The 26,944-nt window shown below is 69.0% G+C and carries 26 protein-coding genes and 1 tRNA gene; 16 read left to right on the top strand and 11 right to left on the bottom strand.

Annotation, left to right across the window (positions count from 1 at the left end; translation table 11 throughout):
- Window positions 1-62 precede the first annotated feature (62 nt).
- Window positions 63-2,438 carry a phenylalanine--tRNA ligase subunit beta gene (gene pheT / locus GGQ61_RS09340; protein ID WP_183771794.1) on the top strand — a complete coding sequence of 792 codons (2,376 nt, stop codon included), beginning with the start codon at window positions 63-65 and terminating at the stop codon, window positions 2,436-2,438.
- A 51-nt stretch (window positions 2,439-2,489) separates the two neighbouring features.
- Window positions 2,490-3,035: a TIGR00645 family protein gene (locus tag GGQ61_RS09335; RefSeq protein ID WP_183771792.1), complete on the top strand. Its 546-nt coding sequence runs from the start codon at window positions 2,490-2,492 to the stop codon at window positions 3,033-3,035.
- Window positions 3,036-3,046: 11 nt separating this feature from the next.
- On the opposite strand, the gene GGQ61_RS09330 is transcribed toward GGQ61_RS09335, so the two are convergent.
- Complete coding sequence (locus tag GGQ61_RS09330) at window positions 3,047-3,805, bottom strand: alpha/beta fold hydrolase (RefSeq protein WP_183771782.1); 759 nt, start codon at window positions 3,803-3,805, stop codon at window positions 3,047-3,049.
- A gap of 21 nt (window positions 3,806-3,826) precedes the next feature.
- Window positions 3,827-4,453, bottom strand: a complete 627-nt coding sequence (locus GGQ61_RS09325) for a DUF1134 domain-containing protein (protein WP_183771780.1) — start codon at window positions 4,451-4,453, stop codon at window positions 3,827-3,829.
- 143 nt (window positions 4,454-4,596) lie between these two features.
- On the opposite strand from GGQ61_RS09325, the gene lepA reads away from it, so the two are divergent.
- Window positions 4,597-6,402: a translation elongation factor 4 gene (lepA, locus tag GGQ61_RS09320; RefSeq protein WP_183771778.1), complete on the top strand. Its 1,806-nt coding sequence runs from the start codon at window positions 4,597-4,599 to the stop codon at window positions 6,400-6,402.
- Here the strand turns inward: lepA and GGQ61_RS09315 are convergent.
- The gene (locus GGQ61_RS09315; RefSeq protein ID WP_183771776.1) at window positions 6,371-6,772 is read right to left on the bottom strand and encodes a DUF2784 domain-containing protein; all 402 of its coding nucleotides are present in this window, start codon (window positions 6,770-6,772) and stop codon (window positions 6,371-6,373) included. The genes lepA and GGQ61_RS09315 overlap by 32 nt on opposite strands.
- Window positions 6,773-6,879: 107 nt before the next feature.
- Between GGQ61_RS09315 and GGQ61_RS09310 the strand changes: the two genes are divergently transcribed.
- The gene (locus tag GGQ61_RS09310) at window positions 6,880-7,017 is read left to right on the top strand and encodes a hypothetical protein (RefSeq protein WP_056017034.1); all 138 of its coding nucleotides are present in this window, start codon (window positions 6,880-6,882) and stop codon (window positions 7,015-7,017) included.
- Between the two features lie 4 nt (window positions 7,018-7,021).
- On the opposite strand, the gene GGQ61_RS09305 is transcribed toward GGQ61_RS09310, so the two are convergent.
- Window positions 7,022-7,183: a hypothetical protein gene (locus tag GGQ61_RS09305; protein WP_183771774.1), complete on the bottom strand. Its 162-nt coding sequence runs from the start codon at window positions 7,181-7,183 to the stop codon at window positions 7,022-7,024.
- A 160-nt stretch (window positions 7,184-7,343) separates the two neighbouring features.
- On the opposite strand from GGQ61_RS09305, the gene GGQ61_RS09300 reads away from it, so the two are divergent.
- On the top strand, window positions 7,344-7,724 hold the full coding sequence (locus GGQ61_RS09300; RefSeq protein ID WP_183771772.1) for a DUF983 domain-containing protein: 381 nt from the start codon (window positions 7,344-7,346) through the stop codon (window positions 7,722-7,724).
- A gap of 56 nt (window positions 7,725-7,780) precedes the next feature.
- Window positions 7,781-8,494 (top strand): DUF599 family protein, encoded by a 714-nt coding sequence (locus tag GGQ61_RS09295; RefSeq protein ID WP_183771770.1) that lies wholly within the window; start codon window positions 7,781-7,783, stop codon window positions 8,492-8,494.
- Here GGQ61_RS09295 and GGQ61_RS09290 read toward each other — a convergent pair.
- Window positions 8,491-8,829 carry an MmcQ/YjbR family DNA-binding protein gene (locus tag GGQ61_RS09290; RefSeq protein ID WP_343056102.1) on the bottom strand — a complete coding sequence of 113 codons (339 nt, stop codon included), beginning with the start codon at window positions 8,827-8,829 and terminating at the stop codon, window positions 8,491-8,493. The genes GGQ61_RS09295 and GGQ61_RS09290 overlap by 4 nt on opposite strands.
- On the bottom strand, window positions 8,826-9,479 hold the full coding sequence (msrA, locus tag GGQ61_RS09285; protein ID WP_183771768.1) for a peptide-methionine (S)-S-oxide reductase MsrA: 654 nt from the start codon (window positions 9,477-9,479) through the stop codon (window positions 8,826-8,828). The genes GGQ61_RS09290 and msrA overlap by 4 nt, the downstream gene beginning before the upstream one ends.
- Window positions 9,480-9,634: 155 nt before the next feature.
- Here msrA and GGQ61_RS09280 point away from each other — a divergent pair.
- Window positions 9,635-9,724, top strand: a tRNA-Ser gene (locus tag GGQ61_RS09280).
- A 9-nt stretch (window positions 9,725-9,733) separates the two neighbouring features.
- Here the strand turns inward: GGQ61_RS09280 and GGQ61_RS09275 are convergent.
- Window positions 9,734-10,837, bottom strand: a complete 1,104-nt coding sequence (locus GGQ61_RS09275; RefSeq protein ID WP_183771766.1) for a S1C family serine protease — start codon at window positions 10,835-10,837, stop codon at window positions 9,734-9,736.
- A 160-nt stretch (window positions 10,838-10,997) separates the two neighbouring features.
- Here GGQ61_RS09275 and GGQ61_RS09270 point away from each other — a divergent pair, with 160 nt between their 5' ends.
- On the top strand, window positions 10,998-14,921 hold the full coding sequence (locus tag GGQ61_RS09270; protein WP_183771764.1) for a CHAT domain-containing protein: 3,924 nt from the start codon (window positions 10,998-11,000) through the stop codon (window positions 14,919-14,921).
- A 3-nt stretch (window positions 14,922-14,924) separates the two neighbouring features.
- Here the strand turns inward: GGQ61_RS09270 and GGQ61_RS09265 are convergent, their stop codons facing one another.
- Entirely contained in the window at window positions 14,925-15,320 is a 396-nt protein-coding gene (locus tag GGQ61_RS09265; RefSeq protein ID WP_183771763.1) for a DUF6491 family protein, read from the bottom strand.
- 101 nt (window positions 15,321-15,421) lie between these two features.
- Entirely contained in the window at window positions 15,422-16,813 is a 1,392-nt protein-coding gene (locus GGQ61_RS09260) for an L-serine ammonia-lyase (RefSeq protein ID WP_281372649.1), read from the bottom strand.
- An 88-nt stretch (window positions 16,814-16,901) separates the two neighbouring features.
- On the opposite strand from GGQ61_RS09260, the gene GGQ61_RS09255 reads away from it, so the two are divergent.
- From GGQ61_RS09255 to GGQ61_RS09225, 7 genes are all read left to right on the top strand, one after another.
- Window positions 16,902-17,438 carry a GNAT family N-acetyltransferase gene (locus GGQ61_RS09255; protein WP_183771761.1) on the top strand — a complete coding sequence of 179 codons (537 nt, stop codon included), beginning with the start codon at window positions 16,902-16,904 and terminating at the stop codon, window positions 17,436-17,438.
- A gap of 425 nt (window positions 17,439-17,863) precedes the next feature.
- The gene (locus GGQ61_RS09250; protein WP_246370596.1) at window positions 17,864-19,438 is read left to right on the top strand and encodes a flavin monoamine oxidase family protein; all 1,575 of its coding nucleotides are present in this window, start codon (window positions 17,864-17,866) and stop codon (window positions 19,436-19,438) included.
- Between the two features lie 56 nt (window positions 19,439-19,494).
- A complete protein-coding gene (locus tag GGQ61_RS09245; protein WP_183771757.1) occupies window positions 19,495-19,986 on the top strand; it encodes a RidA family protein in 492 nt (163 codons plus the stop codon).
- Between the two features lie 102 nt (window positions 19,987-20,088).
- Entirely contained in the window at window positions 20,089-20,604 is a 516-nt protein-coding gene (locus GGQ61_RS09240; protein WP_183771755.1) for a Rid family hydrolase, read from the top strand.
- Window positions 20,601-21,800 (top strand): DSD1 family PLP-dependent enzyme, encoded by a 1,200-nt coding sequence (locus tag GGQ61_RS09235; protein WP_343056101.1) that lies wholly within the window; start codon window positions 20,601-20,603, stop codon window positions 21,798-21,800. The genes GGQ61_RS09240 and GGQ61_RS09235 overlap by 4 nt, the downstream gene beginning before the upstream one ends.
- Window positions 21,801-21,869: 69 nt before the next feature.
- A complete protein-coding gene (locus tag GGQ61_RS09230) occupies window positions 21,870-22,982 on the top strand; it encodes an S-(hydroxymethyl)glutathione dehydrogenase/class III alcohol dehydrogenase (protein WP_183771753.1) in 1,113 nt (370 codons plus the stop codon).
- A 19-nt stretch (window positions 22,983-23,001) separates the two neighbouring features.
- Window positions 23,002-23,826 (top strand): phosphate/phosphite/phosphonate ABC transporter substrate-binding protein, encoded by an 825-nt coding sequence (locus GGQ61_RS09225; RefSeq protein ID WP_183771751.1) that lies wholly within the window; start codon window positions 23,002-23,004, stop codon window positions 23,824-23,826.
- Window positions 23,827-23,881: 55 nt separating this feature from the next.
- Here the strand turns inward: GGQ61_RS09225 and GGQ61_RS09220 are convergent, their stop codons facing one another.
- Complete coding sequence (locus GGQ61_RS09220; protein ID WP_183771749.1) at window positions 23,882-24,964, bottom strand: hypothetical protein; 1,083 nt, start codon at window positions 24,962-24,964, stop codon at window positions 23,882-23,884.
- A gap of 408 nt (window positions 24,965-25,372) precedes the next feature.
- Between GGQ61_RS09220 and GGQ61_RS09215 the strand changes: the two genes are divergently transcribed.
- A complete protein-coding gene (locus tag GGQ61_RS09215) occupies window positions 25,373-26,164 on the top strand; it encodes a hypothetical protein (RefSeq protein ID WP_183771747.1) in 792 nt (263 codons plus the stop codon).
- Here the strand turns inward: GGQ61_RS09215 and GGQ61_RS09210 are convergent.
- Window positions 26,137-26,937 (bottom strand): aminoglycoside 3'-phosphotransferase, encoded by an 801-nt coding sequence (locus GGQ61_RS09210; protein WP_221220932.1) that lies wholly within the window; start codon window positions 26,935-26,937, stop codon window positions 26,137-26,139. The genes GGQ61_RS09215 and GGQ61_RS09210 overlap by 28 nt on opposite strands.
- Window positions 26,938-26,944 lie beyond the last annotated feature (7 nt).

Here is a 26,944-nt window from a genome sequence, read left to right as displayed (position 1 = left end):
TTCGTCGCTTCGCTCCGAACGCCACCTCCCCCAGTGGGGGAGGATCTAGAGAGACGCACTCGATGAAATTCACGCTCTCCTGGTTGAAAGACCACCTCGAAACCGACGCCACGACCCAGCAGGTCGTCGACGCCATGACCATGGCCGGGCTGGAGGTCGAACACGTCGACGACCCGGCCGCCAAGCTGGCCGCGTTCTCGGTCGCCAAGATCGTCGAAGCCGTGCAGCACCCGAACGCCGACCGCCTGCGCGTTTGCCAGGTCGACACCCGCGACGGCCGCAAGGAGATCGTCTGCGGCGCGCCGAACGCGCGGGCCGGGATCACCGTCGTCTACGCCCCGATCGGCGCCTATGTGCCGGGCCTGGGCGTGACCCTGGTCGAGAAGCCGGTCCGCGGCGTCGTCTCGCACGGCATGCTGTGCTCGGCCTCCGAGCTGGAGACTGCGTCGGAGTCCGACGGCATCATGGAGCTGCCGGACACGCTGGCGGTCGGCACGCCGGTGGCGCAGGCGCTGGGCCTGGAAGCGGTGATCGACTTCGAAGTGACCCCCAACCGCCCCGACTGGCTGGGCGTGGTCGGTATCGCGCGCGACCTGGCCGCCGCGGGCCTCGGCAAGCTGAAGGACGTCTCGGTCGCGCCGGTGGCGGGCACGTTCGCCAACCCCATCGAGATCCGCCTGGACGGTTCGGACGGCTGCCGCCAGTTCACCGGCCGGCTGATCCGCGGCGTCAAGAACGGCCCCTCGCCGGCCTGGCTGCAGCAGAAGCTGACCTCGATCGGCCTGCGCCCCATCAACGCCCTGGTCGACGTCACCAACCTGATCTCCTACGACCGCGCCCGGCCGCTGCACGTCTATGACGTCAGCAAGCTTTCCGGCGGCTTCATCGAGGCCCGCGCCGGCAAGGACGGCGAGAGCGTCGAGGCCCTGGACGGCAAGACCTATGCGGTCACGCCGGAGATCACCGTCATCGCCGACGGCTCGGGCGCCATCGGCCTGGGCGGGGTGATGGGTGGTCTGTCGACCGGCTGCAGCGACGAGACCACGGACGTCTTCGTCGAGAGCGCCTGGTTCGACCCGATCCGCATCGCGCAGACCGGTCGCACGACCGGGATCACCTCGGACGCCCAGTACCGCTTCGCACGCACGGTGGATCCGGCCAGTCAGGTCCCCGGCCTGGAGCTGGCCACCAAGCTGATCCTGGAGCTCTGCGGCGGCGAGCCGTCGGAAGTGACCGTGGTCGGCGAGGCCCCGGCCGCACCGGAGGCCGTCGTCTTCGACCGGGCCTATGTGAAGCAGCTGTCGGGCCTGGACCTGCCGGCCGCCCGCATCGACCAAATTCTGACCGACCTCGGCTTCGTCATCGACGGCGACAAGGTGCAGCCGCCGACCTGGCGCCGCGACGTGGAAGGCAAGGCCGACCTTGTCGAGGAAGTGGCGCGCATCGAGGGCTACGACGCCCTGCCCGCCTCGGCCCTGCCCGAGATGGCGCGGCCGGCCGGCGGCGTGCTGACCGTCCGCCAGGCGCGCATGCGCACCGGACGCCGGGCGATGGCCGCCAAGGGCTATGCCGAAACCATAACCTGGAGCTTCACCAAGCGCGAGACCGCGGCCCTGTTCGGCGGCGGCCAGCCGGAGCTGGTGATCACGAACCCGATCGCCTCGGATCTCGACTGCATGCGGCCCTCGATCCTGCCGAACCTGATCGAGGCGGCCGGCCGCAACGCGCGCCGCGGATTCCCGGACGTGGCGCTGTTCGAGATCGGCCCGATCTACAAGGGCGACCAGCCGGCCGACCAGCTGACCGCGATCAGCGCCGTCGTCGCCCCCCACCCGCCGCGGCGCTGGGACGGCGGGGCGGCCGACGCCCTGTTCGAACTGAAGGCCGACGTGCTGTCGCTGTTGGAGGACCTGGGCGCGCCGACGGGCTCGCTGCAGACCGTCCAGGGCGGGCTGTCGGACTGGTGGCATCCGGGCCGTTCGGCGGCGCTGCGGCTGGGCAAGAACGCGCTGGTCGAGTTCGGCGAGATCCACCCGCGCATCCTTAAGGCGCTGGACGTCGAGGGGCCCGTGCTCGGCTTCGAGCTGGTGCTCGACAACGTGCCCGAGCCGAAGAAGAAGTCGACCAAGACCAAGCCGGCGCTGGAGCTGTCCGCCCTGATGCCGCTGTCGCGCGACTTCGCCTTCGTGGTCGACGAGGCGGTGACCGCCGGCGACCTGATCAAGGCCGTGGCCAGCGCCGACAAGGCGCTGATCACGCAGGCCCGCGTGTTCGACGTCTATCGCGGCCAGGGCGTGGCCGAAGGCTCCAAGTCTGTGGCGGTGGAGATCCTGCTGCAGCCGCGGGAGAAGACCCTGACCGACGCCGAGATCGAGGCGCTGTCGGCCAAGGTTGTCGCCGCCGCTGAAAAGGCCGTGAGCGCCAAGCTGCGCGCTTGACGTGAAACTGCGCCTTGGGGTCTCTCCAGATCGATGAGAGACCCCGAGGCCATGCCCCAGACCCCGAGCCGCAAACAGAAACCCGCCGCCGAGCGTTGGCTGGAGTCCGGGCTGTTCCATTCGCGCTGGCTGATGGCGCCGTTCTATGTCGGGCTGGTCGGGGCGCTGGCGGCGCTGCTGGTGGTGTTCTTCAACGAGGCGGTCCACGAACTGTCGGGCCTGCTGACCATGACGCCCAACCAGGCGATCATGATGGTGCTGAAGCTCATCGACCTGTCGCTGGCCGGCAACCTTCTGCTGATCGTGATATTCTCGGGCTACGAGAACTTCGTCTCCAAGATCGACACCGCCAACGACGAGGATCGGCCCGGCTGGATGGGCACGGTCGACTTCTCCGGCCTGAAGATGAAGCTGATCGCCTCGATCGTGGCGATCTCGGCCATCGCGCTGCTGAAGGCGTTCATGGAGCTGTCGGAAGGCAAGGAGCTGTCGGACCGCAGTCTGATGTGGCTGGTGGTCATCCACGTGACCTTCGTGTTCTCCGGCGTGCTGCTGGCGCTGATGGACTGGCTGGCGGCCAAGGTCGACAAGCACTGAGGCGTTGAGCGTCAGGCGCGGGCCAGCTCGTCGAGGATGATGTCGCGGCAGAGGTCGGTCGCTTGGCCGAGGACGTCGTGGCCGCAGCCCGGAGCGATCTTCACCCGCAGGTTCGGATAGGCGGCGAGCAGAGCGTGATCGGCCTCATCCATCAGCGAGGGGGCCATGGCCAGGTCGCGCGGCGGGGCGAGAGGCACGTCGCCGCAAACGATTAGGGCCGGCGCCTTCAGGCGGTCGAGCAGGCCGCCATAGCTGCGATTCTGGACGATCGCCCCGTCGCGCCAGCCGAGCGCCTCGAACATGAATTCGGGAACTGGCAGTTCGCCGCGCGCGGCTGTGCGCTCGAGCGCGATCTCCAGCGGCCAGCGGCCGGCGGTGGCGAAGAAGGGGTCGAAGGCGACCGCGGCGTAGCCGTGTGCGCCGAGCGCAAGGGCCAGGACACCGCCGAGGCCCAGCCCAGCCACCAGAACGCGCCGGCCTGGCACCACAGTGCGCAGACTCTGGTGCAGGCCGGCGACCAGTTCGTCCCAGCCGGGCGAGGACAGCGGCGGGGCGACGCCGTGGCCTGGCAGCGAGGCGAGCATGACCTCGGCCTCGGGCTCCAGGCGTGCGAACCAGGGGGCCATGGCGCCGGGCGTGCTGAGCACGTCGTGGATCAGCACCACCACCGACTTGTGGCGATCGCGAAGTTCAGGCCGCGCGGCGAAGACCAGCTTGTCGCCGGCCGGGGTCATGCAATGGACCCACTTGGTGTCGCTGACCGGCCGCATCGCGCCGCCCCCTCAGGTTCCTCAGAACGGCAGGGTGCGCCGAGTCCTGCTGAATCCAAGATAGCCGACATTGGCGCCGAGGCGGACGCCGACGCCGGTGCGGATGGGCGCCAGGATGATGTCATCCGAGCGCAGGTAGTTCACGCCCAGGCCGGCGACCAGATAGGCCGAGCCCTCGACACCCGGGAAGCGCTGGAAGATCACTTCCGGATACTGGAGATTGTAGCAGAGCGTGAAGACCCGGCTGGCGTTGCCGCCGAAGTCCCAGCCGACCGACGGACCCTGCCAGAATACTTCGATTGGCTGGCGGTTCTTCATATAGAGCAGGCCGCGGCCGTAGCGCGCCCCGCCCACGAAGGCGCCGGAGGCTTCCTCGCCGGCGATATAGGCGGTCGGACGGCCGTTGTCCTGGAAGGCGCGCTCGACGGCGCCGCCGGCCGCCTCGGCGGTGACGCCCAGGAAGTCGGAGACGTTGTTGACGAGTTCGTCACGGCTATAGGTTTCGGCCTGACCGGTCGAATAGCTCGGATTGGCGGTGGCGCTCGGGCTCGGCGGCGGCAGTTCGCCCGGCCCGCCCGGCTGGGCGGTCGCGCAGCCCGCGGTTCCAAGCGTGGCCAGTCCCGAAACGATCAGCGTGCGGCGGTCCATGAAATTCCCTTGAAGCTTGAACGAGCCTCACATCCCCAGAGGGCATGAATGCGGCGGTCAGGCTTAACGGGCGATTAACCATGAGGTCCCGTCGCAGACGGCCTACTCGCGAACCGCTCCGAATGTGGTAGAGGGCGGGCGCAATGACGACGCCCCTTTCCCGCATCCGCAACTTCTCGATCGTGGCTCACATCGACCACGGGAAGTCGACCCTCTCCGACCGGCTCATCCAGGAGACCGGCGCGCTGACCAAGCGCGAGATGACCGAGCAGGTTCTGGACAACATGGAGATCGAGCGCGAGCGCGGGATCACCATCAAGGCCCAGACCGTGCGCCTGGAGTACAAGGCACAGGACGGCGAGACCTATGTCCTGAACCTGATGGACACCCCCGGCCACGTCGACTTCGCCTATGAGGTCAGCCGCTCGCTGGCCGCGTGCGAGGGCTCGATCCTGGTCGTCGACTCCTCGCAGGGCGTCGAGGCCCAGACCCTGGCCAACGTCTATCAGGCGATCGACAACAACCATGAGATCGTGCCGGTCCTGAACAAGATCGACCTGCCGGCGTCGGAGCCCGACCGGGTGCGCCAGCAGATCGAGGACGTCATCGGCATCGACGCCTCGGACGCGGTGCTGTGCTCGGCCAAGACCGGCGAAGGCATCGCCGAGGTGCTGGAGGCCGTCGTCGCCCGCCTGCCCGCGCCGAAGGGCGACCGCGAAGCGCCGTTGAAGGCGCTGCTGGTCGACGCCTGGTACGACCCCTACCTGGGCGTCGTGGTGCTGGTGCGCGTGATCGACGGCGTGCTGAAGGCCGGCATGAAGGTGCGGATGATGAACGCCGGCGCCACCCACCAGGTGGACAAGATCGGCGTGTTCCGGCCCAAGCAGACCGAGGTCGCCGAGCTCGGCCCCGGCGAGATCGGCTACATCACCGCCCAAATCAAGCAGGTGGCCGACGCCGCCGTCGGCGACACCATCACCGAAGAAAAGCGCCAGACCGAGCACTCGCTGCCCGGCTTCCGCGTCGCCCAGTCGGTGGTGTTTTGCGGCCTGTTTCCGGTCGACGCGGCCGACTTCGAGGACCTGCGCGCGGCCATCGGCCGTCTGCGCCTGAACGACGCCAGCTTCACCTACGAGATGGAGACCAGCGCCGCGCTCGGCTTCGGCTTCCGCTGCGGGTTCCTGGGGCTGCTGCACCTGGAGATCATCCAGGAGCGGCTGAGCCGCGAGTTCGACCTGGACCTGATCGCGACCGCGCCTAGCGTGGTCTACAAGATCCACATGACCGACGGCAGCGAGATCGAGCTGCACAACCCGGCCGACATGCCCGATCCGGTCAAGATCGCGGACATCAGCGAGCCGTGGATCAAGGCGACGATCCTGACCCCGGACGAGTACCTGGGCTCGGTCATCAAGCTCTGTCAGGACCGCCGCGGCGAGCAGCGGGAGCTGAGCTATGTCGGCAGCCGCGCGCTCGTCGTCTACGACCTGCCGCTGAACGAGGTGGTGTTCGACTTCTACGATCGGCTGAAGAGCGTCTCGAAGGGCTATGCGTCGTTCGACTACACGATCGAAGGCTACCGGGTCGGCGACCTGGTGAAGATGTCGATCCTGGTGAATTCCGAGCCGGTCGACGCGCTGTCTATGCTGGTCCACCGCGACCGGGCCGAGACCCGCGGCCGCGGCATGGTCGAGAAGATGAAGGACCTGATCAGTCCGCACCAGTTCCAGATCCCGCTGCAGGCGGCGATCGGCGGCCGGATCGTGGCCCGCGAGACCATCCGCGCGCTGCGCAAGGACGTGACCGCCAAGTGCTATGGCGGGGACATGAGCCGCAAGCGCAAGCTGCTGGACAAGCAGAAAGCCGGCAAGAAGCGCATGCGTCAGTTCGGCAAGGTCGAGATTCCGCAGGAAGCGTTTATCGCCGCCCTGAAGATGGACGCCGATTAGAGCCACCCGGCGGGACCAGCTTCCACAGGGCCAACACGTAGACGAACACCGCGGCGTAGGCCACGGTGAACGCCCATATCGGCAGCGGCCAGTAGATCAGGCCGTTGACGACCCGCATGATCAGCGGGGCCCGCCCGCTCGCGCCCGAAAGATCGTCCTGCCAGACTGTGAGGAAACAGGCGCGGCCGGCCAGGGCCTGGACCGCCACCATGGCCATCGAGGCCAGGTGCAGGCCCCGCCACCAGCGCACGCGCACGAACGCCCACCCCCGTGCGGCCCCCAGCGGAATGGCGACCAGTCCGAACAGATTGAAGGCGATGACCGCCAGGTGGGCGGCCAGCACCAGCGCGGCGAGCGGTTCGCGGTCCATACATCAGCCTAACGTCGATCGCGCCGGTTGATCAGAGGCCCGGCGCAGGCCTAAAAGCCGCCAGGAAGCTTGGCCAAGACGCGGCCGAACCATTCGGGGGACTTTCCATGCGCAAGATCATCGTCCTGGCCGCCGTCGCCGCCGCCCTGATGACCTCGGCCTGCAACACGGTGGCCGGCATCGGCCGTGACGCCCAGGCCGCCGGCGCAGCTGTCACCGGCGCCGCCAACGACATGAAGCGCTAAGCGCTTAGGCGTCCTCCTCGCGGGACGCCTCCTCGGCGATACGGGCCTTGTCGTTCGGCGGCACCACCGCCGGATCGGCGCCGCGCGAGACGTCCTCGGCCGGGGTCGCGGGGCCCACGTGGCCGTGCGGATCCTTCTCGGCAGGGGTATGGCGTTGCTCGCTCATCGGGCGCTCCCTTGCACCGGGGGACCGGAGATCGGTCGTCCACCTGCAGATTTAAAGCCGGCGGCGCGGCGATGTTCCTGCAGATGCGGCCGCGCAGCCCCTTTCATTGACGTCCGTCAAGGCGCATATCCCGGCGCCACGTCACCCAGGTATCGTGTCCATGTTCGTGCAATCGATGCTCCGCGGCCTGAAGGGCCGCTGCCCGGCCTGCGGTGAAGGCAGGCTGTTCAGCCGCTATCTGAAGGTGCAGCCCACCTGCCCGCACTGCGAGCTGAACCTGGCCAAGTATCCGGCCGACGACGGCCCGGCCTATTTCACCATCCTGATCGTCGGCCACCTGGTCGTCGCCCCTCTGCTGATCTTCCCGGTGATCTGGGAGGCCTCGCCCGTCATCGTGCTGCCGGCGACGCTGATCCCGCTGGCGATCGTCACCCTGTTGCTGCTGCACGTGACCAAGGGCTGGTTCATCGGCCTGCTGTACGCGCTGGGCGTCAAGCAGGGCGACGGCGCCATCCACACCGCCGACGTCGCCGACCGCTAGCCGATTTGGCGCGAGGCGCCGTACCATTGGGCCGCTAGCCACCGGAACGAACCTCAGTGAAGCTGATCGATGTCCTTTCGAGCGCGGATATCGTCGCGCTCGCCTTATTCACGGTCGTCTGGCTGGCCTATGAGCCGCTGCTGAAGACGCTGGCCCGCGGCAAGGGGCTGATCAACACCGACATGACCGTCGTGCGCGCCGCCTGGATGCGGACCATGGCCGGCCGTGAGAACAAGTTCATGGACGGCCAACTGCTGGGCCACACTCTGAACTCGGCTTCGTTCTTCGCCTCGTCCAACCTGATCCTGATCGCCGGCGCTGCCGGCGTGCTGTTCGGCGGCGAAGGCGCGTTCCGCAGCGCCTCGAGCCTGATGGTGCTGAAGACCTCCTCGCGGATGCTGTTCGAGGCGCAGATCGCGCTGGTGCTGCTGGCCCTGGCCCGCGGGCTGCTCGATTTCATCTGGGCGATCCGGCAGATGAACTACTGCCTGGCGGTGATAGGGGCGACGCCGACCACCGAAGACAAAGGGTTCCAGCGCGCCTATGGCGAAGCCGCGGCCCGCCTGCTGAACCCGGCGCTGTCGTCGTTCAATCGCGGGGTGCGCGGCTACTACTTCGCCCTGGCCGCCGCGGCCTGGCTGTTCGGTCCGTTCGCCTTCCTGGCGGTGACGATATCGGCCGTCGCGCTGCTGTTCATGCGCCAGCGACACTCGCCTTCGGCCCGGGCGGTGAGCGACATCCGCGGGCTGCTCGAGAACCGCAACGACTAGAGGCCGAGTTCGGCGCGCGCCTTGCGAGTCAGCTTGGCGGCGATCAGTTCGTGGGAGGCGGCGACCCAGCCCCGCGCTTCGTCGGCCCCGGCGTCGTCCAGGTCGACGATCACCCAGCTGCCCTTGGCGAGATAGGGCGCCTGACGGCCCGGCCCGCCCTCGTCGGTCAGCGCCATGAAGCCGATTTCACTGACCTTGAAAGACAGGCCACCGCGCAGGCCGCAGATGGCGAACACCTTGCCCCCGACCTTGTAGACCTCCGACCCGCCCCACTGGATGACCTTTTCGGCCGCCGGCAGGGCCAGGGCGATCGCCTCGACCTCCTCGCGCGTCACGCGCTGACGCCGACGCCGATCGGACAGGTGACGCCGGTGCCGCCGATGCCGCAGTAGCCGGCCGGATTCTTCGCCAGGTACTGCTGGTGATAGTCCTCGGCGAAATAGAACTCCGGCGCCTCGTCGATTTCGGTGGTCACCGCCCCGTAGCCCTTGTCCGACAGGGCCTGCTGGTAGGCTTGCAGCGAGGCGACCGCGGCGGCGGCTTGGGCGTCGTTGTGGACGTAAATGCCCGAACGATACTGGGTGCCGATGTCATTGCCCTGGCGCATGCCCTGGGTCGGGTCGTGGTTCTCCCAGAACACCTTCAAGAGATCCTCATAGGTGACCACGCGCGGGTCGTAGACGACACGGACCGCCTCGGCGTGGCCGGTGCCGCCGCTGCAGACCTCCTCATAGGTCGGATTGGGGGTGATCCCGTTCTGATAGCCGACGGCGGTCACCCAGACGCCGGGGACCTGCCAGAACTTGCGCTCCACGCCCCAGAAGCAGCCCATCGCAAAGTCGGCGACTTCCAGGCCGTCCGGATAGGGGCCCTTCAGCGGGCGGCCATTGACGAAGTGGATTTCGGCGGTCGGCAGCGGGGCCGGTCGGCCCGGCAGGGCGGTGTCGACAGTGGGTAGCTCGAGGTTTTTCTTGGCGAAGATCATGGCGCGCCCGATCGATGTGAGTTGGCCCGGAACATAAGATCGCCCGCGCCCGATTGCACGTCCGGCGAATTCGCGCGGAACGCGGCTTGCCCGTGAGGGCGTCATGAGTATATTGCGCGGCTTCCGCGAGGGGCCATGGGCCTCTCAAGGCCTGTGGTGAGGTGGCGGAGTGGTCGATCGCGCACGCTTGGAAAGCGTGTATAGGTGAAAGCCTATCGAGGGTTCGAATCCCTCTCTCACCGCCATCCCCGCCCTCATTTTGCAATGCGTTCGTAGCGGTAGGGGTCGGACTCGCCGGGCTTGAATTCGCCGATCAGGTCGTATTCCCCGTCGCCGTCGACATCGAGCAACGCTTGGTCGAAATCGCCGTCGCGGCCGAGGTCGGTGATCTCGGCGTCGATCCTGCCGTCGCCGTCGTGGTCGAACAGGTAGGTGTGCGGGTCGCTCTTCCGGGCCGGCTCGATCAGCACGAAGTCCCCCCGCCCATCGCAATTGAAGTCGATCAGGTAGCCGAGACCCTTGGGGTCGCTGACGGCCCATTCCTTGAGGGCCGCAGGCTCGCAGTCGCCGCTGGCCGAGGTCGCGCGCTGCGCGGTCGAACGGGCGGCGCGGCGGTCTTCCTTCAAACCCAGAAAGATGCGCACGTCGTCGGCCGAGACGGCGAAGTTCAGCCCCTCGCCGTCACTCTTGAAGCTGTTAATGCCGATGATCTTGAGGTTGTCGTCGAGCAGCGGACCGCCGGAGTTGCCCGGATTGATGGGCGTCTGGGTCTGCACGACCGTCGCCTTGTGATCGATACCCATCTCGGTGCGCCAAGCGTAGTCCTTGCGCACCTGGCTGACGATGCCGCGCGTGTAGGTCCAGGCCTGACCGGTCGGGTGGCCGATCGCGTGGACGTCCGAGCCGACCTGCACCGCCCCGGGGGCGGCCACCGCCAGCGGCTTGACCCCGGCCGGAACTTCGGAGACCTGCAGCAGGGCGAGGTCGGCGACCTCGTCGCGGCGGATCACCTTGGCGCGGCGCACATCGGCCTTGCCGAAGGACGCCCCTTCAGCCGCCGGCTTGAACACCACCCCGACCTCCTTGGCGTCGCCGACGACATGAAGGTTGGTGATGATCTTGCCATCGGCGCTGATCAGCGCGCCGGAGCCGAAGGCGGCGCCGGCCAGCACCAGCACCACGGAGGGCGAGGCGGATTGATAGACTTGGGCGTCCTTGACCCCGCGAGTGACCTGCCGGGTCTCGGCCGCCGCGCCGTCCAGCGCCGCGGCGTAGCGCGCAGCTTGCGCGCCGGGCAGCGACGGAGCAGCACCGATCGGGCGCTTGGCGTCGACCGCATCAGGGCCGGGGGCGGGCATCGCGCCGCCCGCACGGCCTACCGCCGATTGCGCTAGGCCGTAGGATGGTGAAGCTAGGAGCAACACCGCCGCGCAAATCTGGAGCCGCCGCATGGCGCCTTTCCCCCTGATGACTTCGCCCGCGCGAAGCCTAGCGGCATGGAGCGCCCTCGCAAGCGCCATGTTGCTCAGCTCGCAACCGGCGGTGGCGGCCGAGCCGTCGGCCTGGGGTCTGTATTTTCAGGGCAAGGGCCAGACCGCTCGGCAGATGCTGGAGCAGCGGTTGGCCGGCGACGGCCTGGATCCGGCCGCCCGGCGGTCCACGACCCGCACCCTGCTGGAACTTTGCATCCACGCTCGCGCCGACGACTGCGTGATCGCGCAGGTTCCGAAGTACCTGGCGATGGCCCCGCCAGCGACGCCGAACGATCTGCAGCGGCGCGAGGACATCCGTCAAACCGGCTACTTCCAGGACTACGGCCGCTTCGTCTACGGCGCGCCGGGCGTGACCGCGCGGATTCTCGACGGCGAGCTTTGGCGCCAGGAGAACGCCTACAATCCCGGGCTCTATCTGCGCCGCCAGGTGCTGGCGACCAACATCCGGCTGGAGCGCAAGGACTATGTCGGGGCGCGGAACAACGTCGACAAGACGCTGTCGCTCATCGCGTCCCTGCGCAATCCGCAGGAGGATAGGTTCCTGGTCGCCTGGGCGCTCTCGGACGCCATCGACAGCCTGCGGGCGCTGGGCGAGAGCGATCGGGCCTATGGGCTCTACCGGGCCGGCGGCGGGTTCATCGCCGCCTCGCTGCCGCCGCTCAGCGTCGATGCGCTCAACTATCGGCTCATCGAGGCCGAGCAGCTGCTGGAGCGCGGCGACTTCCGGCGGGCGATCGCGGTGCTCGACGTGGCGAGCGCCACAGTTCAGGCGATCGAACTGGAAGACGCCGACCGCGACTACGTCCTCGCCCAGGCCCTGACCCGCAAGGCCGCGGCCTGCGCGGCGCTGCTAAAGGTGGACTGCGCGCGGGCGGCGCTGGACGAGCATCCCTACGCCAAGCTCTACCGCCGCGGAGCCCGCACGCCCGCGCAGTTCGAAGAGACCGCCTATCTGGCGACGCGGACCCTGGTCGCGGCGATCGAACAGCAGCCCGACCCGGTCGCGGCCGAGGCGCTGGCGAAGCCAGCGCCCTACGAGCCGGACGCGGGCGCGAACGCGGCCATCGCCGGGATCTATCGCACGGCCGGTCGCGCCCTGGCGCTGCCGCCGGGTGCGGCGCGGCAGGCCGGCCTGGGCGAGGCCGGGCGCCGGATCGTAGCGGCGGCCCGGCAGACACAGCCAGCTGGCGTCGGCTCGGCGCGACGGCCGGGCGCGATCGAGCAGATTCTGATTTCCTTCGCACTCACCCAAGCCGACCAGAGCGCGACCGGCGCTGACGAGACGATCTTCGCGCTGTTCCAACTGGCCGGTCAGACCGGGGCCAACGGCGACGCCGAGGCGCTGACCACCCTGGCCGGAGCCGGCGACAGCCTTCAACGCCGGGCGATCCATCAGGGTCTGAGGCTGCGCGCACGCCGTGACGCCTTCGAGCGCGGCGAGATCGCCAAACTGCCAACGCGTGCGCAGGCGGCGGCCATCGAGGCGCCGCTGACCCACGACGCCGCCGTGCGCGGGACCCTGCGCGACTTCGCCGTGCGGCTCGAGAAGATCGACGCGGCGGCGACGGGCCCGAATCTGGTCGACCTGAAGCGCTTTCAGGCTGCGCTGCGGCCCGGCGAGGCGGCGCTGAGCGTGGCGATGATCCCCGGCGGCATGGCCTACATGTGCGTGCGACATGATCAGGTGGTGCGGCTGACCGCGCCCGCCGACCTGCCGCAGGCGACGCTGGACATCAGAATCCTGCAGGCGGCGCTGACCGCCAGCCACGCGCCCTCGGACGCGCTCGACGCGCAGTTTCCGGTGCAGGCTGCGATGCGGCTGCACAAGCTGCTGATCGCCCCATTCGAAGGCTGCGTGCGCGACGGCGACCACCTGCTGTGGCTGGCCAGCCCTTCGGTCACGCCGCTGCCGCTGTCGGTGCTGCTCGCCGCCGCGCCGCCGAGGCTGGGTGAGGGCTACGACCTGGCGCAGGCCGACTGGCTCGTGCGGCGCCATGCGGTGAGCTATGCGGGATCGCCCGGCGCGATATTGGCGGCGCGCTCGGGGACTCTGGCCTCAGCCTCGGACTTCGACTTCCTCGGCGTCGGAGACCCGGTGCTAAGCGGGGCGACCGCGCAGGGCGAGGACCGGGCCAGGATGCTGCTGCAGGGATCGCGCAGCGCGGCCCTGGCCGCCCTGGCGCCGCTGCCGGAGACGAAGGACGAGCTGGAGCGCTCCGCCAAGGGGTTCGCCTCGACCAAGCTGCTGGTCCAGAACGCGGCGACCGAGCGCGCGGTGCGCGGGCAGTTGCTGGGCTCCTACCGCTATCTGTCGTTCGCGACCCATGGCCTGATCCGCGACGAGATCGAGGGGCTGAGCGAGCCAGCGCTGGCGCTGACGCCGGTGTCGTCGGCAGACCCGCTCGACGACGGGCTGCTGACCGCCTCGGAGATCGCCGACCTGAACCTGGGGGCGCGGTTCGTGGTGCTGTCGGCCTGCAACACCGCCAACTACGACGTCGCGCAGATGGCCGGCGAATTGCCGGCCCTGGCCTCGGCTTTCGCGGTGGCGGGCGTGCCTTCGACGCTGGGATCGTTGTGGGCGGTGGATTCGGAGACGACGAAGGAAGTCGTCGCCACCACCTTCGCCACGCTGCGGACCGATCACGGCGAGAGCCCGGCCCTGGCGCTGGCGCAGGCGCAGCGGTCGTTCCTGGCCGCGCCGCCGGCGCGGGCCTATCTGCATCCGCGCTTCTGGGCCCCGCTGATCGTGCTGGGCGACGGCGCCCGGCCGCCGCCGCCGCCACCAAGCGCGGGCAAGCTCACGGTGGAACCGATCTCCGGGGTCCAGGGCGAGGTTGTCGCGTTGCAGCGCCTCGGTGAGCAGGTGCTGACCCGATTCTCGGATGGAGCTTCGAAGGCCGGAACGGGGCTGAGCGGCCGTTGGCGGCGCGAGATGCAGCTGTCGGCCCCGACCTGGCTGATGGTCGAGATGGGCCCTGCGATCTTGGTCGGCGGCGGGCACGCTGGCGCCGACGGGCGTACGGCTCCCGTCATCGAGACGCTGGACAAGGCCAGCGGCGCCTTACGGGCGAGCTGGGTCGGGGAGCGGCCCGAAGGCATGGATTCGCTCGCAGCGACAGGCGTGACGCTTGGCACGGGCCAGGCCCTGGTCGCTATCGCCGACAGCGCCGGGCGCACGCGGGCCGCCGGCCGGGACGGCGCCGACCAACTGCGGGTGATGCTGATCGACGGCGCGCAGCCGCCGCGCCTGCTGTTCACGGCCACGCCGCCGCAGGGCGTCGCTATCGAGGACGCCACCCTCACCCCGCTGGGCCATCGCGTGCTGCTCACCTACTCGGTGCGCCACCCGCCCGCCCCGCGGCAGGCGCTGGGCGAGGACGACTATGATCTGGCGCCCTGCATGGGCGTGCCGATCACCTGGGCCGAGTTGCGAGATCGGAAAAGCGGCGCGCTGGTCGCCTCGCAGCAGCTGACCGGATGGACCGCGCCCACGGCGCTAGCGCGGGACGGCCAGGTGCTGTTGGGCGGCGGCTTCATGGCGAGTTGCGAGGCCGACCTGAAAGCAGGCGTGATTGCGCTGGATGCAGGTCTGCAATCCCGGCTGGTCTATCGCGACGAAAGCCTTGGATGGTCGGAGGTGCGGGCGCTGGGGGCGACGACGGACGGCGGCGCGCTGATCGCCGCAGCCAAGCTGAGCCAGGTCGACTACCGCACCGGGCCCCTTGCGCAGCCCGATCCCTACGCCCCGCGCGAGATGAATACCCACGTCGGCGCGATGCTCCTCACGCTCCGGCCCGACGGGGCGGTGTCGGCGCCGAAGTTGCTGGATTCAGGCTCGAACCTCTACCTCTCGGACATCGACGCGAGCCGTCCCGGCGAAGCGCTGCTGGGCGGTTCGCTGGGCGGCCAGGCGGTCGTGTTCAAGCTGACCGTGGAGCGCCCCTGAGCCTCAGGACGCCTTGGTCTTCTTGGCCTTGGCGGGCGGAGGGGCCGAGGTCACCAGGCTGGCGATCTGGCACTTCGAGCCGTCCACCAGAACTTGGCCGAAGCGGTCGAGGGTGCTGGTCCCGCGGGTGACGAAACCGACCTTCATCGCATGATCGAGACCGATGCATGGGCCGAAAAGCTCGGCGCGATACCACTCGCCGCGCTGCCCCTCGATCCAGAGAGCGTTGTCGCCGTCGGCCTGGAAGTTGCGGATGCCGGTGCTGTTGGCGAACGGAATGCGGGCGTCGACGCCAAGCGGCCGCTGGGGCGCGGCGGCGTCCGGGGCGGGGTTCGCCGCCGCGAGCGTCGCGCCGAGCAGCATCGCGCCTCCGGTGAGCGCGGCGATCAGGGTCTTCATCTCGTGTGTCCCTTTCGTAGGACGCCCCAGCCCGTACCTGGAGCGTAGACGGGGCGCCTTGAACTCGCGTTGAGAACGCCGTTCATCGGGCGTTCATCGGCTCAGCACTCGACGATGTTGACGGCCAGGCCGCCGAGCGAAGTCTCCTTGTAGATCTCGCTCATGTCCTCCCCCGTGCGCTTCATTGTGGCGATCACCTTGTCGAGGCTGACGGTGTGCTGGCCATCGCCGAGCAGGGCCAGGCGCGAGGCGTCGATGGCCTTCACGGCCCCCATGGCGTTGCGTTCGATGCAGGGGATCTGAACCAGACCGCCGATCGGATCGCACGTCAGGCCAAGATTGTGCTCCATGGCGATCTCGGCGGCGTTCTCGATCTGGGCGTTGGTCCCGCCGAGCGCGGCGGTGAGACCCGCGGCCGCCATTGAGCAGGCGACTCCGACCTCGCCCTGGCAGCCGACCTCGGCGCCCGAGATCGAGGCGTTGCGCTTGTAGAGCGCGCCGATCGCCGCGGCGGTCAGCAGGAAGGTCCGCCGCCCTTCGGGCCCGCCGCGATGGAAGCGGTCGTAGTAGCGCAAGACCGCCGGCAGCAGGCCGGCCGCGCCGTTGGTCGGGGCGGTGACGACGCGGCCGCCCGAGGCGTTCTCCTCGTTCACCGCCAGCGCCCAGAGGTTGACCCAGTCGAGGGCGGCGAGCGGATCGGAAATGTTGCGCTCCACCTTGGCCATCAGCTCGCTGTGGATCTGGCGCGCGCGGCGGCGGACCTTGAGCCCGCCGGGTAGACAGCCGTCCTGGCGCAGCCCGCGCTCGATGCAGGCCTCCATGGCCGCGAAGATGGCGTCGAGGCCGGCCTCGACCTCGGCCGGCGTGCGCGCCGCGGCCTCGTTGGCGAACATCAGCTCGGCGATGGTCAGGCCGGCGGCATGGGCCTGGGCCAACAACTCGGCGCCCGAGGCGTAGGGATAGGGTTCGGGCGCGGCCCGGGCCGGGGCGGCGTTCGCTACAAGTCCGGCGTCGTCGACGACGAAACCGCCGCCGATCGAGAAGTAGGTTTTCTCGTCGAGCAACACCTCGCCGCCATAGGCGCGGAAGGCCAGGGCGTTGGGGTGCTGCGGCAGGCGGGTGCGGCCTTGCCACAGGATGTCGCGGGATGGGTCGAAGGCGATCTCGCGTCCCTCCCCGCCCAGCCGCAGGCGGCCGCTGGCGGTGATCGTCTCAAGCGCGTCGTCGGCGGCGTCCGGATCGATGCTAGCGGGCGCGAAGCCCGCAAGGCCGAGGATCACCGCGCGGTCGGTGGCGTGGCCGCGCCCGGTCAGGGCCAGGGAGGCGTAGAGCGCGACCTCGACCCGGGTGACCTGGGCGAGCCGGCCCTGGTCGGCCAGCCGCTGCACGTAGCGCGCGCCGGCGGTCATCGGACCCATGGTGTGGGAGCTGGACGGGCCCACACCCAACTTGAACAAATCGAACGCGCTCGCCATGGCCGGTTGGTACGTCATTGCGCGATCTGGGCCAAGTCGGGGCAAGGCGTTCCGCGCGAGCAAGCCGCTGGATGACGGCGACGGTCCGCGCCACTAGCTAGGGGGCATGACCCAGACGCTGCACATCCGCCCCGCCGCGCGCGAGGACATCCCGGCCCTGAAACGGGTCATGGACCGGGCGATCAAGGAGTTGCTGCCGGCCTTCCTGCCGCCGGCGCAGGTGCTGGCCTCGCAGGAGGTCATGGGCCTTGACACTCAGCTGATCGAGGACGGCACCTACTATGTCGTCGAGGCCGGCGACGTCATCGCCGGCTGCGGCGGCTGGAGCCGGCGCGCCACGCTGTTCGGCGGCGACCATTCGGCCGGCCGCGACGCGGCGCTGGTCGATCCGGCCACCGATCCGGCGCGGGTGCGGGCGATGTACACCGATCCCGGCTTCGTGCGCCGCGGCGTCGGGCGGCTGATCCTGGAGACCTGCGAGGCCAAGGCGAAGGCCGAAGGCTTCAGCCGTTGCGAGATGGCCGCGACCATGGCCGGAGAGCCGCTCTATGCTGCCTCCGGCTATAAGCGTATCGAGCCGTTTGAGGCGGAGACCTCGAACGGCGTGAAGGTGCCGCTGGTGCGGATGGGCAAGTCGATCTGAGAAAGTCGGGCGGCCCGGCAGGATCAGAACTTCATCTGGATCTTCTGTCGAAGATGTTCCGAACGCCGAGCGTCACGGTGTAGGTCTCGTCGAGTCCCAGTTGGCCTCGACGTCGACCTGGGCCTCCGGATCCCAGGTCTGTCAATCAGGCCCCCGCATAACGCCGTCGAGGAAATGACTGCTGCCCGAGGTTTGGGCATCTCCCTGCCCGCTTTTAATCAATACCTCCGAGATCGATATTCCGCCGGATTCGAGCAGTGTTCCGGATGCGGAATATTCGGGCCGCCAGCGGCGCGCGAATGGTCACGCCGTTCACCCGAGCGTCCCTAAGTCACCCCGTCGCTTGAACCGCTGCGCTAGCAGGCGGGTCATGAGCGCCTTGGTGGTTGATCTGGGAAACTCGAGAGATGGGGATCAGTCGGCGTTTGTTTCTTCACCGTCTAGGCGCGACCGGCGGGTACGGCGCGACCTATTCGGCGATGCGGACCTTGGGCCTGATGGGCGCGGCAGCGTCAGCGGTGACGCCCGCGATGGCCGCGGGCGCCGGGCGCGGCAAGCGGGTGGTGATCCTGGGCGGCGGCGTCGCCGGCCTGGTGGCGGCCTATGAACTGGAGCGCGCCGGCTACGCGGTGACGCTGCTGGAGGCGCGCGGCCGGCTGGGCGGGCGTAACTGGACGCTGCGCAACGGCGACAAGGTCGAGATGGTCGGAGAGGAGACGCAGACCGTGCGCTTCGCAGACGGTCTCTACATGAACGCCGGGCCGGCGCGGATTCCCAGCCATCACCAGGGCCTGCTCTCGTACTGCAACAAGCTGGGCGTGCCGCTGGAGGTCGAGATCAATTCCAGCCGCAGCGCATATCTCTGGGCCGACGGCGGCAAGAAGCTGCAGATGCGCCAAGGGGTCAACGACACACGCGGCTACATCTCCGAGCTGCTGGCCAAGGCGGTCAACAAGGGCGCGCTCGACCAGGACCTGTCGCTCGAGGACAAGGAGAAGCTGCTGCCGTTCCTCAAGGCCTACGGCGACCTCGGCGACGACATGGCGTTCAAGGGCACCGAGCGTTCGGGCCTGTTGCAAGCGCCAGGCGCGGCCGATCAGTTCGCCAAGGCCCGGGACCCGGCCGCGTTCCGCGACCTGATCGGCCATCCGCAGATCGGGGCGACGCTGTTCGAGGACAACATCAACATGCAGGCGACGATGTTCCAGCCGACCGGCGGCATGGACCAGATCATCGCCGGCTTCGAGCGCGCGATCCGCAGCCCGGTGATCAAGAACGCCGAGGTCACGCAGATCCGCGCCGACGGCAAGGGCGTGAAGATCACCTATCGCGACCGCCTCAGCGGCAAGACCCAGGCGGTCGAGGGCGACTACACGATCATCACCCTGCCGCTGGCCCTGCTGGCCAAGATCGACAACAACTTCGACAAGGACGTGAAGGCGGCGATCGCCTCGGTGCCCAACGACTTCTCCAACAAGATCGGCTTCGACTCGCCGCGTTTCTGGGAGAAGGAGCAGATCTACGGCGGCATCTCGTTCGTCGGCGGCGAGACCAGCCTGATTTGGTATCCGTCCAACGGCCTGCACACCGAACGCGGGATGCTGCTGGCCTGCTACGGTTCGGGCGGTCGCGCCGAGGGCTTCGCCAAACGCCCGCTGGCCGAGCAGATCGCCATGGCCCGCAGCGTGGTCGGCAAGCTGCACCCCGGCCACGAAGGCGACCTGACCAACCCGGTGGTCGTCAACTGGAGCAAGATCCCCTTCAACATGGGGCCCTGGCCGCGCTGGGGCGAACGCGGCGGCATGCAGGAAGGCCACTTCGATTCGGCCGAATACCGGCTGCTGAACCGGCCGCACGGGCGTGTGCACTTTGCAGGCGCCCACCTCAGCCAGACGCCCGGTTGGCAGGAAGGGGCGGTGTACTCGGCGCAACGCACGATCGCAGCGCTCAACGATCAAGTGAAGGAGCGGGCGCTGGTGGAAGCCCGCGCGGCGGCTTGATCGCCGCCGCCATCGCCTGCCCAATAGCCAAGTTCAGTCATAGGAAACCGAAGTTCATGCGAAAGTTCATCCTGCCGGCCGCCTTGCTGGCGCTGGCCGCAGCCACGCCCGCCGCCGCCCAGGTCAAGCGGATCGGCGCGCCGACCTCGCCGATCCTGCAGGCGGCCGTGGTGCCGGCCGGCACCGACATCATGTACGTGAGCGGCATCACCCCGCCGGTGCTGAACCCCGGAGCCCCGGCCGGGACGCCGCCGGAGTTCGGCGACACCAAGACCCAGACCATCGGCGTCCTGAAGCGCATCGAGGACATCCTGAAGGCCGAGGGCCTGACCCACGGCGACGTGTTCATGATGCGGGTGCTGCTGGTCGGCGACCCGGCCAAGGGCGGGGCGATGGACTTCGCCGGCATGATGGAAGGCTACAAGCAGTTCTACGGAACCGAAGCTCAGCCGAACAAGACCGCCCGCATCACGAGCCAGGTCGCCGCACTGGTGGCGCCCGGCATGATGGTCGAGATTGAGGTCCAGGCCGCCAAGCCGAAGAAATAGGCCGCTTGGTCGGCCGGACGACGCGCCCGGTCGACCCTCGCTTCGCCGCTGGCGCGCGCGGGGTTCTTGTCGGAAGCTCAGCTATCCAGACGAGAGCCCCGCATGCGCGCCCTGATCCTCGCCGTCCTGCTGCTGGCCGCCGGCCCCGCCGCCGCCCAGGACTACCCGATCCGCCTCCCCTCGCCCGGCGGCGAGGTGATCCTGCCCAGCGCCGCGGCCAAGAAGGCGCATGACGAGTGGCGCTATGCCGCCGCGCGCCGGGCCGGCGACACGCTCTATGTCTCCGGCGTGGTGGTGTTTCGCGCTCCCGGCGAAGGCAATGACGCGGCCGCCTTCAAGGCCCAGGCCCGGCGCGGCTTCGAGCAGCTGAAAGCCATCCTGACCGCCTCGGGCGCGACCTTCGCCGACGTGGCGATGATCAACTCGTTCCACGTCTGGGAGGGGCCGAACTTCGCCGGGACCAAGGACCAGCAGTTCGCCGCCTTCGAGGAGGTGGTCGGCGAATACCTAAAGGCGCCCTATCCAGCCTGGACCGCGGTTGGTACGACCGGGCTCCTCGGTGAGACCGGGCTCGTAGAAGTCCAGCTCATCGTCCATTCGCCGGCGAGGAAACCGTGACGCAGACCCTGGGCCCCCTCCTCCAATTCCAACCGCCGACGACGCCGGCCCTGGTCGTGCGCCGCGCGGCGCTGGAGGCGAACCTGGCGACCATGCAGGCCGCGTGCAGCGCCGCCGGCGTCGGCCTGCGGGCCCACGGCAAGATGCACAAGTGCACGAGGCTGGGCCGCCGCCAGATCGAGCTGGGCGCGGTCGGCCTCTGCTGCCAGACGGTCGGCGAGGCGCAGGGTTATGCCGCCGCCGGCGTGGGCGACCTGCTGATCACCTCGCCGCCGGCCCCATGGGGCGCCGAGAAGATCGCCGCCATCGCCGCCTCGGGCGTCGACATCGCCGTGGTCGCCGATGACGCCGACCAGATCGCGCGGCTGGGCGCGGCGGCGACGGCGGCCGGGACTAGCGTCGGGCTGGTGGTCGACATCGACCTGGGCACCCATCGCACCGGTGTGCCGCCGGAAGAGGTCGCGGCGCTGGCGCGGCTGGCCGGCCAGACCCCGGGCCTCGTCTATCGCGGCATCCAGGCTTATCTCGGCCATCTGCAGCATCTGGCCGACCTGGAGGCGCGCCGCGCCGCCTGCCAGGTGACCCGCCAGCGGCTGGGCGCGCTGATCGGCGAACTGTCCGAGGCGGGACTGAAGCCCGAGTTGGTCACCGGCGGCGGCACCGGCACCTATGTCGAGGACCTGGCCAGCGGCGTGTTCAACGAGATCCAGGCCGGATCCTATGTGTTCATGGACGTCGAGTACGAGGATTGCGGCGCCATCGACGGCCAGGCCTGGCCGTTCCAACAAGCGCTGTTCATCGCCACCAGCGTGGTCTCGGCCCGCCACAAGACCCACGTGGTCTGCGACTCGGGCCTGAAGGCGCATTCGGTCGACGGCCCGCCGGCCCGCGTGGTCGCCGGAGCGCCGCACGGAACCCGCTGGCGGCCGATGGGCGACGAGCATTCGGCCCTGTTCCACCCGGCGATGATGGGGGCGGTCAAGGCGGCCGGGTCCGACTTCGCCGGCGGGATCACCGCCGCGGACGAGGACGCGTCGATCGCCTGGCCGGCCGACGCGCCGAAGGTCGGCGACGTGGTCTGGCTGCAGCCCGGGCACATCGACCCGACCATCAACCTCTATGACGCGCTGATCGTCGTCGACGAGGACGGGTCGTCGGAAATCTGGCCGGTCGACGCACGGCGCAGTTCACGCTGATCGTGGCTTTCCCTTCGGGAAGCCGCGTCGTAGTGGGGGGCGACACCCCCCGCCGCCCATGAGGACGCCATGAAGACCCGCGCCGCCGTCGCCTTCGAAGCCAAGAAGCCGCTGGAAATCGTCGAGGTCGACCTGGAAGGTCCCAAGGCGTTCGAGGTGCTGGTCGAGATCAAGGCCACCGGCATCTGCCACACCGACGCCTACACGCTGGACGGCCTGGACTCTGAGGGCATCTTCCCCTCGATCCTCGGTCACGAGGGCGCGGGCGTGGTGGTCGAGGTCGGCCCCGGCGTCACCAGCGTCAAGCCCGGCGACCACGTGATCCCGCTCTACACGCCCGAGTGCCGCCAGTGCAAAAGCTGCCTTAGCCGCAAGACCAACCTCTGCACCGCGATCCGCGGCACGCAGGGCAAGGGGCAGATGCCGGACGGCACCAGCCGGTTCAGCTACAAGGGCCAGGCCATCGCCCACTACATGGGCTGCTCGACCTTCTCGAACTACACCGTGCTGCCTGAGATCGCGGTCGCCAAGATCCGGCCCGACGCGCCGTTCGACAAGGCCTGCTACATCGGCTGCGGCGTCACCACCGGCGTCGGCGCGGTGGTCAACACCGCTGGCGTGGAGCCGGGCGCCAACTGTATCGTCTTCGGCCTGGGCGGCATCGGCCTCAACGTCATCCAGGGCCTGAAGATGGTGGGCGCCGACATGATCGTCGGCGTCGACATCAATCCCGACCGTGAGGAATGGGGCCGCAAGTTCGGCATGACCCACTTCGTCAATCCGAACGACATCGGCGGCGCGGACATCGTCCAACACCTGGTCGCCCTGACCGACGGCGGCGCGGACTACACCTTCGACTGCACCGGCAACACCAACGTCATGCGCCAGGCGCTGGAAGCCTGCCATCGCGGCTGGGGCGAGAGCGTGATCATCGGCGTGGCCGAGGCCGGCAAGGAGATCTCCACCCGCCCGTTCCAGCTGGTCACCGGCCGCGTCTGGAAGGGCTCGGCCTTCGGCGGCGCCCGCGGGCGCACCGACGTGCCGAAGATCGTCGACTGGTACATGGACGGGAAGATCCAGATCGACCCGATGATCACCCACGTCATGCCGCTCGAAGACATCAACAAGGCCTTCGACCTGATGCATGCGGGCGAGAGCATCAGAAGCGTCGTGGTGTTCTAGGAACGCTGGCGCGGCGGGCATGATCGCGCTCCTGCTCGCCGCGCAACTGGCCGCCTCCCCGCCGCCGCCGCTGAAGGTGGCGACCTACGCCTATCCGAAATACGACCGCGCCGCGGCTCTGAAGCCGATGGCCGATCAGTTGGGCGCGGCGCTGGGCCGCGAAACGCACGTGGTCCTGCTGGAGACTCCGGACGCCTTGGCCCAGGCGATCGCCGCCGGCGAGGTCGACGTCGCCATGACCAACCTCGCCGCCTATCTGGCGGTGCAAGCTGATCCCAAGGTGCAGGCGGTGGCGGTGCTGGACGTGCCGCCCGCGACCGCCGGGCGCTATCGCGGCGTGCTGGTCGCACGGCGCGACTCCGGGATCGCCGCGATGAGCGACCTGCCGGCCAAGGCGGCGGGCCTGCGCTATGCCGAGGTGCTGCCCGGCTCGACCTCCGGAGCCCTGGTCCAGGCCGCAGCGCTGCGGCAGGCCGGCGTGGCGCCGGGTCGCTTCAAGGAGGTTCGGCAGGCCGGAACCCACGAGGCGGCGCTGAGCGCGCTGCAAGCCGGAACCGCCGACCTCGCCGCCTTCGCCGAGGAACCCTGGCGCCAGCTGAAGGCAGAAAGCCCGCAAGCCGCCGCTGGCCTAGTGGAGCTCTGGCGCTCAGACCCTCTGCCCGCCGGCCCGGTGGTCTGCGTCCGCGCCGCGACGACGCCGTGCGACGAGATCGCGGTTGTGTTGCTGGGCGATGGCGCTGCGGCGGCTGAACTCGCCAAGGGCTGGTCGGAGACGGAGGGAGCGGTGCGGTTTAGGGGCCACGACGCCATGACCTACACGCCGTTTGCCCCCCCAATCCCATAGCGCTTCCCACAACCACGGCGGCCAACTCATGCCGCCCGAGGTAACTGCGAACCTCTCAGTGTTGCGGCGGGCCGCGCTCGTCAGGTGCCCGGCCAGCCGCGCCTACCGCCGCGCCAACCCCCACGATGCGGCCGACGTCGCGCGGCAGATAGTGATCAATGATGTACTTGGCCCCCAACGCTCTAAGGGCCGCCTTCTGGCCGGCGCTCAGCTTCGCCCAGCGACCAAACTTCGCTTCGAGAAGCCCGTCCAGCAGCTCCTGATCCGCGATCGTTTTGCGTTTCCCGAATTCTCGCACGACCTGCGTCTTCGGCGCGCGCCTGTCGCGGGCGATCGATTTTGCGTAGGACAGACCTTCGCCAAGATGGCCCTTCCACTTTGGCGACAATGCGCTTGAGCCGTAGGTCCCGATCCCGCCCGCCGCCCGTCCGGCGACAAAGCCGCCCAATGCGCCATGCGTCGCGCGGTCAATCTGCTCCGCTACCGTGCTCGCTTCACCTGCAGCAAGCGATTGGCTCAGCGGGGTGAGGGCTCCAGTGACGGCCGCCGCCGACTTCAAGCCACCGAAGCGACCCGCGACGCCACCGATAGTTCCCGCCGTCATCGCCGCTCCATAGTCGCGTGCGCCGCTCAGCTCGCCCCTGGCGATGTCAGCCGCGAGTTGGCCTCCGCCGCCTACAGTAGCCCCGCCGACTGCTGACAATCGCGTAACGCCGCGCATGTCCAGGCCCAAGCGTTGGACCGGCTGCGCGTTTCTCACAACACGGGATCCGTTCGGTAAGGCGCGGACGATCGCCGCCCCGCTTCCCATGTTGCCGGCCGCGAGCCCAAGCCCCATGCCCGCAACCTGTCCCCCGGACCGTGCGGTCGATCGGTGGGTCTTGTCGAACGCATCGCGTCGCTGCTCGCCGGCGAGTTCCGCCGCGAGGTTCTCCCTGAAGGACCGATCATCTTCCGTCGTCGGCGTCATTCTGCTGAGGGCCGTCGCCCCGGCGGCGTTCAGGCCGGCGGCGATCTCATCCGCCTTGCTGAAGGTGATCACGTCGGCGGCGCCCCGGACGAACGCATCCGCCTGCATCGCCGCCTCGACCAGCGCCTCGCGAGCGTCCGTGCCTCGTTGGGCGAGCGGGCGTGACACAGGCTTCGTCGATGGGCGCGGCGGAGCAGATTTCGCAGGCGCCCGCGCGCCGGGCTTCGGCGTAGCGACCGCAGCCGCAACAAGTAGCGGCGTACGCAGACTCGGTGGAACCCTCGGATCCTGCGCGAGCCGCACCGCAGTCCGGACCGCCTCTGCAGAGACCTGCCGCCCCAGCTTGGCGGCATCGTTTCGCACCGCCGTTATCGCGGCTTGGCCATCTCTCTGCGCCTGTCTCACCCGTTCGCCGGCTTGGCGGATTATCGTAAGCAAACTTGACCTAGGAGCCATCCACCCCGTCCTTTGCCGGCTACGCCGCTATGCGCGCGGAGAGAACAATGTAATCTGAGATTGCAAACTCGACCAGAACAAAATAAGAACATTTACGAGCACTGCTAGGAGACCCGACCTATGTGGCTGTTGGTGTACGCACCCGCGATTCTCGGCGTCCTGCGTTATCGACGCTGGAGCTACTGGCGTTGGGTGGTGGCGATGCTGCTCTGGCAAGCGGCCGCACAGTTTCTGTTCGCCAGCGGTGGCACGCTAGACCACCCCACAGGCGATGGACTGATAAGCCGCGCCATACGGCAGGCCACCGACGACGGCCCCGCGTTCGCCGCCTATGGCGTGGCGTTCCTGGTGCTCTTCTATGGCGGCGTTGTCTACTTCGTCCGTCAGCTCTACCGCGACGCCCACGCTGGGCGAGAGGAAGCCGCCTCGGGTCCGCGCAAATCACTGGAGATCGTAGCGCTGACGGCGGTCACGGGAGTGCTGCTCTACACCAGCCTCCCATTCCTGCACGAAGGTGACGCGAGCAACAGCGCCGACGGCCCGCAGACGGTTGAAGCGGCTCTCGACGCGGCCGTCGCAGAGGCGAAGCCCGGACTTCCATTGAAGCTCGACGACGTCACCACGTGGACCGACGTATCGCGCGAGCGCCAGACCATGGTGTTCGACTACGCCATCAACGCTGAGAACGTGTCACGCGATGCAGCCGCCGAGTACATCAGATCAGATGTGGTCGATGCGGCGTGCGCCCATCCCGCCAACCAAGCCATTCTGAGGACGGGAGCTTCGATAAGGTTCCGCTACCGGCTTGCATCGGGCGGCGAGCCTTTGAGCCACGACTTAACAGCCGACCTTTGTAGTGAGGCGGCGACCAGGAACCCCGCCCCTCAGAAGAACTCGTCCATCAGCCGGTAGAAGGCGCAGGCGGCTTCGTCGACGGCGGCGAGCGGGTAGCGATCGCGCAGGATGGCGGCGGCGTCGAGGCGGGGGTGATTGAACTTCGCCGAGCGCAGGAAGAGGGCGAGGTCCTGGTAGCGGTCGGCCAGGCCGAAGCGGCCGAGGTCGACCATGCCGACCGGGCGGCCGGGGCTCCAGATGAAGTTCGGCAGGCTGGCGTCGCCGTGGGTGAGGACCAGCGCCTCTGCCGCCGGGCGCGTGGCGCGGGCGGCGTCCAGGGCCTGGACGGCGGTCCAGCCGAGGCGCTCGTCGTCGAAGTCCTCCTCGTCGACCAGGCCGGCGGCGACGCGGCGCTCGGCGAGGGCGAACTTGGGCGTGAGGCTCATGTCGAACGGGCATCCCGCCGCATCGAGGCCATGCAGCCGGGCCAACAGGTCGACGGTGGCGGCCAGGGCGTCGGCGGCGTCGTGCGGCGCGACATGCGAGACCGCCTGGCCGTGCAGCCGCTCGCTGATCAGACAGTAGCCGCCCTCGAAGGCGCCGCTCCACACGGTGGCGGCGACGCGCACGCGGCCGGCCAGCCAGCGCGCAACTTCGCCCTCTCGGGCCAGGGTCTCGGCGCTGCCGGGGTGGTCGCCGGGGGCGAACTTGACGACACAGGGGCCGACCGTGGCGATCAGGTCGCCGGACTGGCCGTGGCCGACGATCTCGACCGGGGCGCAGCCGCGCGGCAGGTTCGCGGCCTCCAGCATGCAGAGCACGTACTCTTCGGCGGAAGCGACCTCGTTCATGACCGCC

This window comes from Phenylobacterium haematophilum (assembly GCF_014196295.1).
Lineage (GTDB): Bacteria > Pseudomonadota > Alphaproteobacteria > Caulobacterales > Caulobacteraceae > Phenylobacterium > Phenylobacterium haematophilum.
This window is presented reverse-complemented; position numbering and strand designations above follow the sequence as displayed.